This window comes from Paenibacillus sp. FJAT-26967, from assembly GCF_001541095.1.
GTDB lineage: Bacteria > Bacillota > Bacilli > Paenibacillales > NBRC-103111 > Paenibacillus_F.
Window position 1 is genome coordinate 529036 of record NZ_LMXH01000002.1, and the last position, 15536, is coordinate 544571.

At 50.8% G+C, this 15536-nt stretch carries 14 protein-coding genes; 10 read left to right on the forward strand and 4 right to left on the reverse strand.

The window, feature by feature from the left end:
- The first annotated feature begins 59 nt into the window (after nucleotides 1-59).
- The 8 genes from cysT (at nucleotide 60) to AR333_RS12365 (ending at nucleotide 7166) form a co-directional block, all read left to right on the forward strand.
- Complete coding sequence (gene cysT, locus AR333_RS12330; protein WP_068775651.1) at nucleotides 60-893, forward strand: sulfate ABC transporter permease subunit CysT; 834 nt, start codon at nucleotides 60-62, stop codon at nucleotides 891-893.
- 22 nt (nucleotides 894-915) lie between these two features.
- On the forward strand, nucleotides 916-1827 hold the full coding sequence (cysW, locus tag AR333_RS12335; RefSeq protein WP_068775652.1) for a sulfate ABC transporter permease subunit CysW: 912 nt from the start codon (nucleotides 916-918) through the stop codon (nucleotides 1825-1827).
- Between the two features lie 3 nt (nucleotides 1828-1830).
- Nucleotides 1831-2886 carry a sulfate/molybdate ABC transporter ATP-binding protein gene (locus AR333_RS12340; protein WP_068775653.1) on the forward strand — a complete coding sequence of 352 codons (1056 nt, stop codon included), beginning with the start codon at nucleotides 1831-1833 and terminating at the stop codon, nucleotides 2884-2886.
- A gap of 41 nt (nucleotides 2887-2927) precedes the next feature.
- Entirely contained in the window at nucleotides 2928-3761 is an 834-nt protein-coding gene (locus AR333_RS12345) for a S9 family peptidase (RefSeq protein WP_068775654.1), read from the forward strand.
- Nucleotides 3762-3786: 25 nt separating this feature from the next.
- A complete protein-coding gene (locus AR333_RS12350; protein ID WP_068775655.1) occupies nucleotides 3787-4002 on the forward strand; it encodes a YezD family protein in 216 nt (71 codons plus the stop codon).
- A gap of 188 nt (nucleotides 4003-4190) precedes the next feature.
- Nucleotides 4191-5498, forward strand: a complete 1308-nt coding sequence (locus AR333_RS12355; protein ID WP_068776092.1) for an NCS2 family permease — start codon at nucleotides 4191-4193, stop codon at nucleotides 5496-5498.
- A 71-nt stretch (nucleotides 5499-5569) separates the two neighbouring features.
- The gene (locus AR333_RS12360; protein WP_068775656.1) at nucleotides 5570-6556 is read left to right on the forward strand and encodes an alpha/beta hydrolase; all 987 of its coding nucleotides are present in this window, start codon (nucleotides 5570-5572) and stop codon (nucleotides 6554-6556) included.
- A 151-nt stretch (nucleotides 6557-6707) separates the two neighbouring features.
- Complete coding sequence (locus AR333_RS12365) at nucleotides 6708-7166, forward strand: hypothetical protein (RefSeq protein WP_068775657.1); 459 nt, start codon at nucleotides 6708-6710, stop codon at nucleotides 7164-7166.
- Between the two features lie 110 nt (nucleotides 7167-7276).
- Here AR333_RS12365 and AR333_RS12370 read toward each other — a convergent pair whose 3' ends face one another.
- The gene (locus AR333_RS12370; protein ID WP_068775658.1) at nucleotides 7277-8761 is read right to left on the reverse strand and encodes an NAD-dependent succinate-semialdehyde dehydrogenase; all 1485 of its coding nucleotides are present in this window, start codon (nucleotides 8759-8761) and stop codon (nucleotides 7277-7279) included.
- A gap of 431 nt (nucleotides 8762-9192) precedes the next feature.
- Between AR333_RS12370 and AR333_RS12375 the strand changes: the two genes are divergently transcribed.
- Entirely contained in the window at nucleotides 9193-10602 is a 1410-nt protein-coding gene (locus tag AR333_RS12375) for an aspartate ammonia-lyase (RefSeq protein WP_068775659.1), read from the forward strand.
- Nucleotides 10603-10725: 123 nt separating this feature from the next.
- Here AR333_RS12375 and AR333_RS12380 read toward each other — a convergent pair whose 3' ends face one another.
- Nucleotides 10726-11895, reverse strand: coding sequence for a GNAT family N-acetyltransferase (locus AR333_RS12380; RefSeq protein ID WP_068775660.1), 1170 nt, complete (start codon nucleotides 11893-11895; stop codon nucleotides 10726-10728).
- 312 nt (nucleotides 11896-12207) lie between these two features.
- On the opposite strand from AR333_RS12380, the gene AR333_RS12385 reads away from it, so the two are divergent.
- Nucleotides 12208-12813, forward strand: a complete 606-nt coding sequence (locus AR333_RS12385; RefSeq protein ID WP_253735822.1) for a vancomycin high temperature exclusion protein — start codon at nucleotides 12208-12210, stop codon at nucleotides 12811-12813.
- 50 nt (nucleotides 12814-12863) lie between these two features.
- On the opposite strand, the gene AR333_RS12390 is transcribed toward AR333_RS12385, so the two are convergent.
- Both AR333_RS12390 and AR333_RS25750 read right to left on the reverse strand, forming a co-directional pair.
- On the reverse strand, nucleotides 12864-14723 hold the full coding sequence (locus AR333_RS12390; protein WP_068775662.1) for an ABC transporter substrate-binding protein: 1860 nt from the start codon (nucleotides 14721-14723) through the stop codon (nucleotides 12864-12866).
- A 135-nt stretch (nucleotides 14724-14858) separates the two neighbouring features.
- Complete coding sequence (locus AR333_RS25750) at nucleotides 14859-15317, reverse strand: GNAT family N-acetyltransferase (RefSeq protein ID WP_367584483.1); 459 nt, start codon at nucleotides 15315-15317, stop codon at nucleotides 14859-14861.
- Between the last annotated feature and the right edge of the window lie 219 nt (nucleotides 15318-15536).

Sequence of the window (15536 nt, forward strand, 5' to 3'; positions counted from 1 at the left end):
GGGTGCGACGGTACAAACCGGCACCACTCGGAAAGGCGATCAAGGGGACGTGTTAGCAAATGGCCAGACGCAGTAAACCAAAGCGTATTCTGCCCGGGTTCGGGTTATCCATGGGTTTTACCGTGCTTTACTTAAGCTTGATTGTCTTATTTCCTTTATCTGCTGTTGTATGGAAGACGACAGGTCTGACGTTCGAACAGTTCTGGAACGCCGTGACGGATGACCGGGTCATCGCCTCCTACAAGCTCAGCTTCGGCGCTTCTCTAGCAGCGGCACTGATCAATGCGGTGTTCGGTCTGCTGATAGCCTGGGTGCTCGTCCGTTACCGCTTCCCGGGCAAGAAGATTGTCGACGCGCTCGTCGACATGCCGTTCGCGCTGCCGACGGCCGTAGCCGGTATAGCGCTGACAAGCCTGTACGACGACAACGGCTGGATCGGCAGCATACTCGCGCCGCTCGGCATCAAGACAGCCTTCTCGCCGCTAGGCGTCGTGATTGCGCTCACGTTCATCGGTCTTCCGTTCGTAGTCCGCACCGTGCAGCCTGTGCTGCAGGAGCTGGAGCATGAAACGGAAGAAGCGGCCGTGAGCCTCGGAGCCTCCCGCTGGCGGACGTTCCGCCGCGTTATTTTCCCGCAGCTGATGCCCGCGCTGCTGACGGGCTTCACGCTTGCATTCGCCAGAGCTATCGGCGAGTATGGATCGGTAGTCTTCATCTCCGGCAATATGCCGATGAAGACCGAGATCACGCCGCTGCTCATCATGACGAAGCTGGAGCAATATGATTATGCCGGAGCGACAGCGATTGCGCTCGTCATGCTGATCATCTCTTTCGTGCTCCTGCTGGTAACGAATGCGCTCCAAATGATATCGAACCGGCGGATAAGCGGATGACCGCGAAAGGAGCTGATACTTTATGGCAGGCCAAGTAGCCGCTAATTTCGGGACGGCGTCCTCAGAACCGCCGAAGCATATTTCGGAACCGCGAGGGGTACAGTGGATTTTGATCGGCACAGCCCTGCTTTTCCTTACGCTGCTGCTCGTTTTACCACTCGCGACCGTGTTTATTCAAGCCTTCAGGAAAGGCTGGGAAGTGTACATCGCCGCTCTGACTCAGAAGGAAGCTCTTGCGGCTATCAAACTCACTTTGACGACCGCGGCTATTGCGGTTCCGCTCAACGTTATATTCGGCATAGCCGCTGCATGGGCGATTACGAAGTTTCGTTTCCGCGGCAAAAACGTCCTTATTACTCTGATTGACTTGCCTTTCGCTATTTCACCGGTTATTGCCGGACTTGTATTTGTTCTTCTTTTTGGAGCACAGGGATGGTTCGGCCCCTTTCTCGCGGAGAATGACATCAAGATCTTGTTCGCTCTTCCCGGAATTGTCTTAGCGACTGTGTTCGTCACCTTCCCGTTCGTTGCACGTGAACTTATTCCTCTCATGCAGTCCCAGGGGACGCAGGAAGAAGAAGCTGCGGCAACGCTGGGCGCCAAAGGCTGGCGGATTTTCTGGAAGGTGACGATCCCGAACATCAAATGGGGTCTCTTGTACGGTATTATTCTTTGTAATGCCAGAGCAATGGGAGAATTCGGTGCTGTATCGGTTGTGTCGGGTCATATCCGGGGCAAGACGAATACCGTCCCGCTTCATATCGAAATTTTATATAACGAATATCAGTTCGCGGCTTCTTTTGCGGTAGCTTCCCTGCTCGTGCTGCTTGCCGTCTTGACCTTGATTGTCAAAAGCCTTGTGGAATGGAAGTTTCACCAGACCAGCAGGCAAAACGCCGAGACCGGCTCAAACTCAGTGAACGGGGGAAGTTAACCAATGCATATCCGCGTACAAGGGATTAACAAATCATTCGGCTCATACGAGGCGGCCAAGGACATTTCGTTCGAGATTCAGCAGGGAAAACTAATCGGCCTGCTCGGCCCGAGCGGCGGGGGCAAAACAACGATTCTCCGTATGCTTGCCGGCCTGGAGCAGCCGGATTCCGGCCAAATTCTGTTCCACGGTGAACAGGTCAACAACCTTATGCCTCAAGAGAGACATATCGGTTTCGTCTTCCAGAATTATGCGCTCTTCAAACATATGACTGTCTTCGAAAACATCGCTTTCGGTCTCCGCGTTCAGAAGCGCAGCAAGACGGAAATCCGTTCCCGAGTCGAGGAACTGCTTCAGCTGACCGGACTGAACGGCCTGGAGAAGCGTCTGCCTCATCAGTTATCGGGCGGACAGCGGCAGCGGGTCGCTTTTGCCAGAGCCTTGGCGCCCGAACCACAGCTGCTGCTGCTCGATGAGCCTTTTGCAGCCATTGACGCCAAGGTTCGTAAAGAGCTGCGCAGCTGGCTCCGGGAGATGATCAGCAGAGTCGGCATCACAACCATTTTTGTAACGCATGATCAGGAGGAAGCTGTCGAAGTCGCCGACGAGATCATGATTGTGAACAAAGGCAGGATCGAGCAAAAAGGATCGCCGCTGGACATCTACAAGGAACCGTCGACTCCGTTCGTCGCTTCGTTTATCGGAGAGTCTTCTCCGCTTGCGGAAGCAGGTTCGCTGATCGGCTTCGAGGAAGAAGGGGAACTGGCGGCCATTGTTCGTCCGGAGTTCGTTGAAATCGGGCTTCCGCACGAAATCAGCCGTCAGACGGCTGCTGCCGATGGAGTGGTTCACAGCACGTATTTCCGGGGATCCAACTGGCAGGTGGAAGTCGATACGGGCCCTTACCGGCTGATCGGGTATCGTTCACTGGAGCAGGCTCCTTTAGAGCCGGGTGATCAGGTACGTGTGCTGGTTCATCGTTTATACGTCTTTGACGGAACTCAGACGAGAACGGTTGAGAATGCTCTTAAATATGATCCCATGCCGGTTCACATCTGACCGGAACCTGCATAATTCGCACCAGGAAAGGAATAAGGCTTATGGAACATCACATCACGATCCCATGCGGGGAGCTGGAGCTTGCAGCGACGCTGCATTATCCAACAGACAAAGAAGGGGCGGACTGCCGCGGAGGCAGCGGCAAATGGCCGGTTATCGTCATCTGTCACGGTTTTATCGGAAACCGGATCGGAGTTGACCGGCTGTTCGTCAAAGCAGCGAGGGCGTTCAGCAGCCAGGGCTATATGGTCCTGCGCTTCGATTATGCCGGCTGTGGCGAAAGTACCGGGGATTACGGGTCTGAGGGGCTTGACGCCATGATTGTCCAGACTCGCCGCGTACTGGATTATGCACTCAGCCTCGACTGCGTCGATTCCCATCAGGTGGTGCTGCTCGGTCACAGTCTCGGCGGCGCTGTCGCTTTACTGACAGCAGCATCCGACCGCCGTGTCCGGACGCTCGTGATGTGGTCGGCAGTAGCTCATCCTCACAACGATATTGTTCGAATCGTCGGAAAGGACGCTTATCGTCAGCTGGAAGCAGATAAGGGCATTGATCATAAAGGGTACCTGCTTACCCCGGTATTTTTCGATTCGCTCTCCAAACATCAGCCGTTCGAGCAGCTGCGTAAATTCGGGGGAGATGTTCTCATCGCCCACGGTACTGCAGACGATGATATCCCGGTTGACTATGCGCCTCTTTATCAAAAAATGTTCTGGCTGAGGGCAGACGGGCAGTGCGATCTTGAACTTATTTTTCAAGCGGATCATACGTTTTCGAACCGGGACAGTACGCTTACACTGATCGGGAAGACGTCCGCATGGCTGCTGGATCTGCAGAAGCGTAAGAAGGAATGGTACGATTGGATGATTTGATACGATAAAAGAGAGGTTGATGGGGATGGCCAAACCAGTTGAACTGAATGAACTCTGGATTGAACGTATTATCCAAAGCATTAACGGGTTAGAGTATGGCACGGTTCAAATCATTATTCATGACGGCCGAATTGCCCAAATCGAACGGACAGAGCGTAAACGCTTCGATAACGAAACCAAACAAGCCGCTAACGGCTCCAAACTGCACGTGGAGCGCAAGGTGAGCGATGGAAGAAGTTGATTTAGCTTGCTCGGTGACACTCAGAGCGGAATAGGCCCGGATTCTATGAGAATCCGGGTTCTTTGCTGTTCCGGCTTGAATATCAACCCGTTGGAAACGCTATTTAATAAAGGCATCCAGGTGATCTCTCCTTGATTTCGTGATACAATTCATGATTAGCAGCAGCAAGGAAAGGAATGGGACATTTTTTGAACAAGGTAAGCGAATGGTTTCAATTACAAGAACGAAACACCACTTTGTCGACGGAAGTGCTGGCCGGTTTTACCACCTTCATGACCATGGCTTTTGTGGTGATTGTCAATCCAGGGATTCTAAGCGAGGCCGGGATGGATTTTCATGCCGTCTTTGCTGCAACGATCCTAACGACGATTTTATCTACGCTGATCATAGCATTAGCCGGTAATTATCCGATCGTGATTGCCCCGGGGATGGGGATCAATGCTTTCTTTGCCTTTGGCGCTGTGCAGGGAGCGGGAGTTTCGTGGCAGGTTGCGCTGGGCTCTGTTTTTCTGGCGGGTATATTGTTTATGCTGGTTTCTTTAAGCCGTCATGGTAGGCTTCTGATCGAAACCATTCCGGCATCGCTTAAATATGCGATTACAGCAGGCACAGGATTGTTTATATGTTTTGTAGGGCTTCAAAATGCTAAACTCATCGTGGCTTCTCCGGATACGTTAGTCATGTTCGGAAGCTTGCATGAACCCGGGACTCTTCTTGCCTGCATCGGGCTGATCGTGACTCTCGTACTGATGTCATACCGGGTCCGGGGCGCCTTATTTATCGGGATGCTGATCAGTTCGCTCATCGGTTGGCTCATGGGCCTGCTCGTGCTGCCTGATCAATGGTTTGCATGGCCCGGGGGCATGGGCGGAACGTGGATGCAGCTGGATATTAAAGGCGTATTCGAACAGGGGTTATTCGCGCTAACCTTTACGTTCCTGCTGATCTCGGTATTCGATACGACGGGCACTCTGGTGAGTCTGGCAGAGCAGGCGGGGTTAATGAAAGAGGGCAAATTCCCACGCTCACGAAGCGCTTTGATGGCTAATGCAGCCGGCGTGACAGCAGGCGGACTGATGGGTACAAGTCCGGTCACGACACTGATTGAATCAGGGTCCGGAATCGCCGCCGGAGGCCGCACCGGACTTACGGCAATCGTAACCTGCCTGCTGCTGGGTACTGTCGCCTTCCTGGCACCGGTAGCGGAGACTTTGGCGAGTCTGCCTTCGATCACTGCTCCGGCCTTGATAATCGTCGGGTACTATATGATCAAAGATTTGCTGCACATTGACTGGAATAACTTCGAAGAGTCGTTTCCGGCCTTCCTCGTTATTGTGTCCATGCCGCTTACGTACAGTGTTTCAACAAGTATAGGCATCGGATTTATTTTTTATATTGTACTGAAGGCGGCGCGGGGACATTTCAGGGAAGTGCATCCCGTTCTTTATGTATTCGCGGCTTTGTTCGTTATCCAGATCGGATGGCTGCAGCCCTGAATGGATTAAGCAAGACTGGAAGAGGTTGTAAGAGCGAAATCACTTTACTTAAGAAAGGGACGGGTGAAGAAATGAAGCAATCCCACTTTCATTTAGACACCGGTGCAGGCTCGTCCGTTTTTGTCCATTTGTGGGAGCCGGAAGCGGGGACGCTGCCTCAGGGAATCGTGCAGATCGCACATGGTATGGCCGAGCATGCGGGCAGATACAGCCGTTTTGCAGAACAGCTGACCGCAGGAGGTTATATTGTATACGCCAATGACCACCGCGGACATGGCCGCACCGCCTTGAATGCAGATGATCTGGGTTATCCGGGCCGGGATGGTTTCAACGGGATGACCTCGGATATCATTACGCTTGCCATGCAGGCCCGTAAGAATCACCCGGGACTTCCGCTCTTTTTATTCGCGCACAGCATGGGGTCTTTCCTGGCGCAGAAGGTTCTGTACCGGGCGCCTGAACTTTACCGGGGCGTTATTCTCTGCGGGACGAACGGTCCGCACGGCAGCATCTTGAAAGCGGGATCGGCGCTCGCCAATTTAATCATTCTGCGTAAAGGTGACCGGTTCAGAGGCAAGCTGTTAACGCATCTGGCACTCGGCAGCTTTAATATTCCTTTCCGCCCGAACCGTACGGAGTTTGACTGGCTGAGTTCGGATGACAAGGAAGTGGATAAGTTTATTGAAGATCCGCTCTGCGGATACGTCTGTACGACTAACTTTTTCAAGGAGTTTTTCTCGCACCTGGGACAAATTCATTTAAAGAAGCATCTCAAGCTCATTCCAAAGGATCTTCCCATTTATCTGATTGCAGGTGACAAAGATCCGGTCGGAGGACAGGGCAAAGGGGTACTCGCTCTTCAGAGTATATACGGCAAGCTGGGACTGAGTCATGTGGAGTGCAAACTTTATGCGAACAAAAGACATGAGCTGCTGAACGAAGTGAACCGGGATGAAGTGGCAAGCGACATTATGGTTTGGCTGGAGCGGACCCGCAGGGGAGTGCAGCAGCACGACCAACCGATAGATGAGCAAGTCTTGCCTCAGCTTCAAGAATAAGTGTGAATTGATTACAGCGAATCATACGAATACGGGTAAATCCGGCCGCTCTTGAAGCGGTCTTTTTTTGTATGAAAGGAGAGAAGAGGCGTGTATTATGGTAAAATAAGGGAAGTTAATTTGACGAAGACTGCTAAGGGGGCTTCTATTCTTGTATATCCAGTTAATTATCGGTCTGATTGCAGGATCCGTCATTTTCTTCAAGCTGTTTCAATCGGTGCAGGCTAAAAAGCATGTTGGTTTTGTATACGCCCAAGGGAACGTGCGAAAGATGAGCTGGACGTTAGCTTTAGCTTACCTGGCGCTGTTCTTTACCTTTGGGGGAAACGAATGGCTTCTGATTACAATAAGTGCCGTTTGTGTGCTGCACCTGAATCATTCTGAGCATTTCTATCTCGGAGAGAATGGGCTCTGTATAGCCAGACATTTTTATACAAAAGAAAAATTAATCAGTTACGAAATTACAGAAGGCGATCATGGCGAAATTAGGATTATAGTAGCCGGAATTATAGAGCCTGTTACGCTAAACTTCTCGGATATCGAGCATAAGAAAGAGCTGGAGATTCAGGTTTCATATTACTTTCGGGATGTGAGTATTCCGGCAAAGTGAGAACAATCGATCAGGAATGACCGCAAATTAAAAAACGTCTTCTGCAGGAAGGCCTGTTACAGGCCATGCATGAAGACGTTTATTTCTTGACTGGGTGATGGCGACGCGGATTAACTTTGCAAACCTAGTGAAATGTACTTGATCTCCACATACTCCTCGATACCATATTTACCGCCTTCACGTCCGAGGCCGCTTTCTTTCATTCCTCCGAAAGGAGCCTGCGCCGATGATGGGAGGCCGTCATTAACCCCCACAATACCGAATTGAAGGCGTTCGGCTATACGGATCGCCTGATTAAGATTCGATGTGAATAGGTAGGATGCGAGACCGAAGGGAGAATCGTTCGCTTGACGGACCGCATCTTCTGGATCTTCGAACTCAACAATGGGCGCTACCGGTCCGAAAGTTTCCTCCTGCATAATTTCCATTGAGGCATCGACACCGGTCAGCAGAGTCGGTTCATAGAAGTAGCCGTCATGCCCTGCTATCTTAACGGCTTGGCCCCCGGTCACAATCTTGGCTCCTCGGCTGACCGCATTCTCGACTTGACGAATGACTTTATTCATCCCGTCTTCGTCGATCAGGGGGCCGATCGAGGTGTCAGACTTCATCCCGTCTCCGACTTTCAGACGGGCCATTTTCTCTCCAAGAAGCCGTTCAAACTTCAGGCGGATGCCCTTCTGTACATAAATGCGGTTGGCACAGACGCAGGTCTGGCCGGCGTTGCGGAACTTGGACAACAGAGTCTGCTCGGCAGCCAGTTCCGCGTCGGCGTCGTCCAGTACAATAACAGGCGCATGACCGCCAAGTTCCAACGAAATTTTCTTCATCGTAGCGGCTGACGCACGCATAATATGTTTGCCGACTTCGGTTGAGCCGGTGAACGTGACTTTAGCAACGCGGGAATCCTCGAACAACGTATCGCCGATGACGGATGATTTGCCGGTGATAACGTTCAGCACACCCGCAGGGACGCCCGCTTCTTCCGCAAGTTTGGCCATATAGAGGGCTGTAAGCGGCGTCTGGCCGGCAGGTTTGACAATGCAGGTGCAACCGGAAGCCAGAGCAGGCGCAACTTTGCGGGTAATCATGGCGGCGGGGAAGTTCCAAGGCGTGATAGCGGCTATGACCCCGACAGGCTGACGGATTACGAACATCCGTTTATTCGCAGTCGAGGCCGGGATGATGTCGCCGTACAACCTTTTTCCTTCTTCGGCATACCAGGAAATGAAGCTGGCCGCATAAGCGATTTCGCCTTTGGCTTCCTCATAAGGTTTACCTTGTTCGGCGGTCATCAGCTTCGCCAGTTCGTCCTGGTGCTCCATCATCAGGCTGTACCAGTTCATGAGGATAGCCGAACGTTCGTATGCGGAAGTTGCGCTCCAGGTCTGAAAAGCTTGATGCGCTGCTGAAATCGCCTGTAGTGTTTCCTCTTTACCGCATACAGGAACAGTAGCGATTTCCTTGAGCGTGGATGGATTCAGCACGGGGTTGGTTTTACCGCTTCCGGAGGGAATCCACTCGCCGTTGATCAGGTTAAACCAATCCTCATCGTTTCTATGCTTTTCATTTCTATGTAGTGAGGGGATAGTCATCATGTTTCCTCCTTCATTGAGTCAATTGAGAATGCCTGCCCTCTTATTATAAAAGATAAGTGCAGAAGGCTCAAAAATCGCCTGGCGCCGGCAGCTGAAAAGTAAGCATATCGAAAATCAGTGTGCGGCTGGCACTAAGTCCGCAGTCTCTTTAGCTCTACCCGATCGCTAAAGCGGGTAAACGTTAGGGCATCGGCACCAAATCCCGTAAATCTATTATGTTGCCTGAGATTACAAGGACGCCGGTGAGAAATTACGGCGGCTGGTCATACTAATCTGTGGGCATTCGAAGGGGATCGTTCATGATCTTCGATAAGAGCGGTCTATCAGAATAAACAAAATCGGGTAAGAATGGCTAAAGGCTTGTTTGTAACATGATCCCAACATAAAGAATAACTGAAATATACCAGATTACTGCGGGAGGTACTTCTATGACAGAGTTAAACGAAGACCCGTCCAGGTCCAGGACCCGGACTACGAGCGATTCACTCGGGGAAGTCATTTTGCCTGCGGAAGCTTATTACGGCGCCCAGACTCAGCGGGCAGTCCGTAACTTTACGATCAGCGGGCTAAGACTTCCGCGTGAATTCATTAAAGCACAAGGAATTATTAAAGCTTCGGCGGCAGCTGTGCATCGGGAGCTGGGGGAGCTGGATGAAACGGCTGCCGATACTATAGTGGCGGCCGCTGAAGAAGTGATCGAGGGCAAGTGGGACGATCAGTTTGTCGTCGATGCATTTCAGGCAGGGGCAGGAACCTCACAGAACATGAATGCCAATGAAGTGATTGCGAATGTGGCTCTTGAGAAACTCGGATTCGCCCGGGACCGTAAAGATCAGATTCATCCGAACGATCATGTGAATAAAGGCCAATCGACTAATGATACTATTCCTACCGCTATCTGTATGTCCCTGCATGAGTCGCTGACGCGCAAGCTTCTTCCGGCCATGGAGCGTCTGACAGGTGAATTGTGGAACAAATCCCATCAATTCCATTCTGTCGTCAAATCGGGACGCACCCACCTCCAAGATGCTGTTCCGATAAGACTGGGCCAGGAATTCGAAGGGTATGCAGCTACCATCGAACGTATGTGGGAGCAGCTTGAATATGCCGCCGATGGGCTGCTGGATCTTGGAATCGGCGGTAACGCGGTCGGCACGGGCGTCAACACGCACCCGGAGTATTCGCAGCGTATGGTTGCGGAGATCAGCAGACGCACGGGCACGGCTTACAGGCAGGCCAAAAGCCGGTTCGCCTTCATGCAGAACCCGTCTGCGGCACTGCGGGTAAGCGGCCTGCTCAGGGATCTGGCCGTACATCTTATCAAAGTGTCAAGCGATATCCGACTGCTTAACTCGGGGCCGCAGACGGGGCTGGCCGAGATTCGGCTGCCCGCCGTACAACCGGGCTCATCGATTATGCCGGGCAAAGTGAATCCGGTCATACCGGAAATGCTGTATATGGTCTGCTGTCAAGTTGTCGGCAATGATACCGCCGTTCAGACAGCAATGATGGGAAGCCAGCTGGAGATTAATGTAATGATGCCGGTCATTGCCCATAATGTCCTGCAGTCGGTTGAGATCCTGTCGAATGCGATTTATACATTCTCAGAATATTGTCTGAGCGGGATTGAAGCGGACGAAGAGCAGTGCAGGTTCTGGATGGATAGAAGTCTGTCTCTTGTTACGATGCTCAATCCGATTATCGGATACGATAAAGCTGCGGAAATCGCCAAAGAGTCGCTCCATACGGGTAAACCGCTCCGTCAGCTGGTGGTAGAGAAACAGATAGTAACGGAAGAAGAGTGGGAGACCATAGTTCAGAAGAGTTTATCGGAATAATAAGCGCAGCAGTAGCCCCTTCTAACATGAAAATCCCGGCCCTCATAGATGACTATGGGAGCCGGGATTTTCATGTTATGGAGCTGCAGCTGGGGGGCTTCACAGAGCAGCATTTTGCGGGAATCAGATATAATTAAGTCCCGCTGTATGTGGGAATGGCAGAGGAAATACCTCTCCGAGGGATTTTCTCCATTCTTCAGAGGCATGCTGCGGCATTCCTGAACAGTCAAATAAGAGGGAAGTCCATTCATCTCCCGTCAACTCCAGTCCGGGCAGTCCCGGCAACTGAAGCGTTACACCGTCTTCGGGCGCTGGTTCACAGACGAGTCTGTCTCCCAGGGAGTGATCTGTACTGCGTTCATTGAGGTAAGGGCGCAGCTGTTCAAGCAGGAGACGGGAATCTAAGATAAGAACAGTCCCCATATTGCGCTGCTCCTGGACAGGCAAGAAGTCAAGCAAATGGTGTACTTCCTGCTCATGAACGGCGATTGGGACGAAGAATTGCTTGAGCCGGTTCTCTTCGGCCACAGCCGCCAGCATAGCGGCAAGTCCGCCTGCTTCACCGGCCCATTCCATCATAATGGGGGCTCCCTGCGGGCGGATGCCTTCTCTTACTTGCCCGAGTCCCTCTTCCGGGAGTGCGGCAACCAGAAATGCAGCCGGTACTCCGTTCCTCTCGGCAATGTAAGTTTGATGACGAAGTTTGACGCAGCTCCCGTATGCGCGGGCTTCAATAAGAAGACCAAGATCCCATATGCTTTGTTCGTAAGCCCCGACACGTGCGGCGGCAAGTTTGTGCATCGCTGTTAAGTCTCCGCGGCGGTAAGGTCTGACGGTGTAGCTTCCACCGGATACTTCTTTGAGACGAGCGGCGTGCTCACGCAAGAGAGTATACTGCCGGATCAGTCCGAACGGACGGCAGCCTGCTCTTGTATAGAGAGAACGAGTACCGGACACGAGCAGCAGGGAAGCGCCGGCTTTCTCAACGCGTTCGCGTACGGCGGTGAATAAATCGCCGGCGACACCCTTACCCCGGCTATCCGTATGTGTACATACGGAACCTAGCGAGTAGGTGTACAATTGTGCGCGGCCGATACGGATCGCTCCGGGGAGTAGTCCCATGAACGAAACCAGGCGGCCGTTATCAAAGGCGCCAAGAGATTCGGAATAAACAGAGGAGAACAGATTCGGAAACCCCTGGGCCATGGATATTTGTTCACTATCTCGGAAAATAGAGTCAGCAAGCTCAGCCGCTTCCTGCATTTCTTCTTGCTGGACAAGACGTATCTCCATCGTAGTTGATCGGTCCCTTCATAAATTAAGTAACGGACTTCTTTATTATAAAAGAAGCTTTGGAGAAAAGGCAGGTTTTTTTATTAAAAGGTGAAGGTATCCGTCTTAATGACGTAAATTGAATCTATAATCCGATTGGTTCATCAGGAATCATTAGGTATAATTTTCAAGGAGGGGGTGTCTGACATACATTTCATTCGTAAAATGCATTGGAAAAAAATATCCTGTTACATAACTCTTTTAACTCTCTTGTTATTTATTTCCGTGATGATTATCGATTATTCAGTCCAGAAGGCAGGTTCTCGTCATATTATGCAGGCACAGCAGGCTCCAGAGGCAGAGGCAATTATTGTGCTGGGTGCCCGGGTTCATCCGGACGGCAGACTGTCGGGAATGCTCCTGGACCGGATGATAACAGCGGCAGAACTGTATGACCAGGGAAAAGCTTCTAAAATCCTTGTTTCCGGAGATCATGGAACTGTTAGCTATAACGAGGTGAGAGCCATGAAGAACTTCCTGGAGCAACGGGGAATTCCCGAAGAACAGATTTTTATGGATCACGCGGGCTTTAATACTTACGACAGCATGTACCGGGCTAAGGCGATTTTTCAAGTAAACAAAGCCATCATCGTAACGCAGGAGTACCACCTGATGCGGGCCGTATATAATGCCCGGGGACTCGGAATTGAAGCTTATGGAGTCGCGTCAGACCGGCAGGAATACGCCGGAATGCCGAAATTTAAACTTCGTGAAATTGCGGCCAGGAATAAAGATTACGCACTCGTGGAGTTGTTTAAGCCTGAACCGACCTATCTGGGTAAGATCATTCCGATCTCCGGCGACGGCCGCTTGACGGATGACAAATGGCTGCAAGAGCATGGACCGGGCCGGGCCAGCGCATTTTCTCATACCCCATAATGAAAAGCCAGGGAGAGTTCTCCTTGGCTTTTTGATAATTCAAGGCTTAATTAATTCTCGCAGCCGCAGTTAGGGTCAGCCAGAATGTCGCCGGGTTCAAACCAAATGTTCCGGTAATCTATATTTCCCAGAGAATTCAGGGTTAATCCCCGTACACTGGGGTGAAACATCGTCTGCATTTTGCGGTGATAAAGGAAAATAATCATGCACTCTTCTTCCAGCAGTGCTTCGAGATCATCGAATACAGCATGTCGTTTAGACGCATCGGGTTCTGCCATAAGCCAGGCAACCCTTTCGTCGATTTGTTCCCGCTGGCTGTCGGAGAATAATTTACGGATGGAACCCTCCTCCTGGAGAAAAATCTCAAGAAGTGAAAGGGTCTCGCTTTCATCCAATACAAATTCAAATAACATCAAGTCCGCATGCTCCAAAGCCTGGGTTGTTAAAAACAGTTCCCGGTCGTGCAGGATGACATCAAGATGAATATTGTTTCTGGCGCACTGCTCTACCATCCAATCGGTGTCTTCTGTATACTTCTTGGAATCTTTGCAGTGGAGCGAGAAGGATAGGGGTGGGCCTTCAGGCGGCAATGTTCCTGTTCCGGCAAATACATCTGCATGTTGCAGCAGCATTTGCCCATCTGATACCAGGCTCCGGGCTATACTTTTGTCAGGCAGAAAGCTGCTGGCAGGAGCCGAGCGGCTTTCACCGAGCTCACGCACGATCGCCTCGCCGTCCAAAATACTCCGGAGGAATTTCCGTAACGAGACATTTTGAAGCGGGCCGCTTTTGCGGTGATTAAAGGCAACCAGCGTACATCCGGACGATAAGGATTCAACGGCATTCCAGTTAGGAAGCGGCTTGAACTTGCTGTGGTAGGCGAAGCGATGGACCATATTACAAGCATCCGACAGGATGAGAAATTCGGTGGCTTCTTGCAGGAAAACCAGTTCGACCGTATCTAGAAAAGGGCGCCCCATAAAATACCGTTCATTCGCGCGCAGCGCATACCCCTGACCTTGTTTGATTTCAATACGGAAAGGGCCGGTTCCGACCGGCGCATCGAAGAAAGTTTTCTCGTCAGCTTCGCACAATTCACGGGGGAGAACAGCGGCCACTGGCGAGCTTAGACAGTGAAGCAGCAGTACATTGGGCTGTTTAAGCCGAATTTGAAAAGAACGACGGTGCAGCACACGAATCTCTTCTATACTGTCCAGAATCCACCGCTGCGGAGAGAAAACGGATGGGTCGCCCAGTCTCTCCAGAGAAAAGCGGACGTCTGCGGCCTCTAGTTCCCTTCCATGATGAAAAAAAATGCCTTTACGCAGATAAAAGGTCCAAAGAGTAGAACTTTCGTCCGTCTCCCAGTAATGGGCAAGACTCGGGATAAACTCTTGCTTTGTCCGGTCGAAACGTACGAGCGTATCGAAGATCTGGCGGCTGGCATGAACATCATGCGCATACAAAAGTGCGGCGGGATCGAAGGTGCTGTATATTTTCTGAATCGGCAGGCGGAGAATATCTTCGTCCCCGTCTCTATTAGGCTGGTAGCCGAAATAGCGGGATACCAGATTCAGGAGATTTTCCTTGAGAACAGGGGAATCCGCATAAGAATCAATCCACTGAAAAGCCTGCTGGAACTGTTCTTTTTCCGCCATGTCAGCCACTTGCTTCATGAGCATTTCTTCCAGGGTAAAGTGAAAAATAAGCTGTGATTTATTGCCGCGGCCCCGTCCCGGGAGCCAGTCAATCCACTCGGCTTCCTGCATTTTGCGAATAATGAGCTTGACATTGCGTACGGTGCAGTGGAGATGCTCCGCCATTTGTACCAGGGTGACACGGATGGGCTGGCCTTGAGGTATGGAAGCGTATGACCTGCGCAGCTCCAGATAATGATGTGTAGCTTGCATATCCACACTCCCTTCAGCAATCGGTTGGATAATTTTTTTCTGATTATACAAGAATGGCACCAGGAGTGAAAGAGAACGCTCTGAGAAATTTTAAGATTGCTTAAATTAGAAATGAAGAGAACAAACGGGAGCGATCTACTTCAGAGGAAGGGTACAATCAATTGGAGCCGGTACACTTAAGGGCTCATTAGATATGACAAACCGTAGAGTCTGCGTTGGCAATCTGTTCCCGGAAATTTCTATGATTCCTATGTCACTGCCGGCATCTATGTGCAAGGAAGAAAGTAAGGCGGACCAGAACTTCACAGCTTTTGTGTTATTTCGAAACATCGATATTTCATAGTGTCCATGATGATGTTTAAATATATGAAGTACAGCTGCCTGTCCAATCCCCTGTCCTCTATATCTAGGTAACAGAAACAACTCCTGCACGGAGTAATCGATTCCGTCAGTAACGTAAGGGGGTGAAGTTACCAGAATGAAACCAGCAATTCTATTATCGACCATAATCAGGTAAGGAAACAGTCTGTCATCTCGATAATAGGGCGATAGGTCTTCTGCCTCATATTTGCCTTCATTAGACACGTCTTCCATAGAGTATGCGGACAGCTCATATAGATAATAACTAAACAAATGATTTAATATAATCGAATCTGACTGTGTAATTGTTCTAAATTCTATGTTCAATTCGGGCCCCCATTTATAATTTATCTGCCTTTAAAACAGACTAGCACATCTCCTTATAAGGGTTTTAGGGAAAGAACGGTTTAAAACTAAACTTGACCTGCCCGTTAGATTCGTGCTGATGGTTAT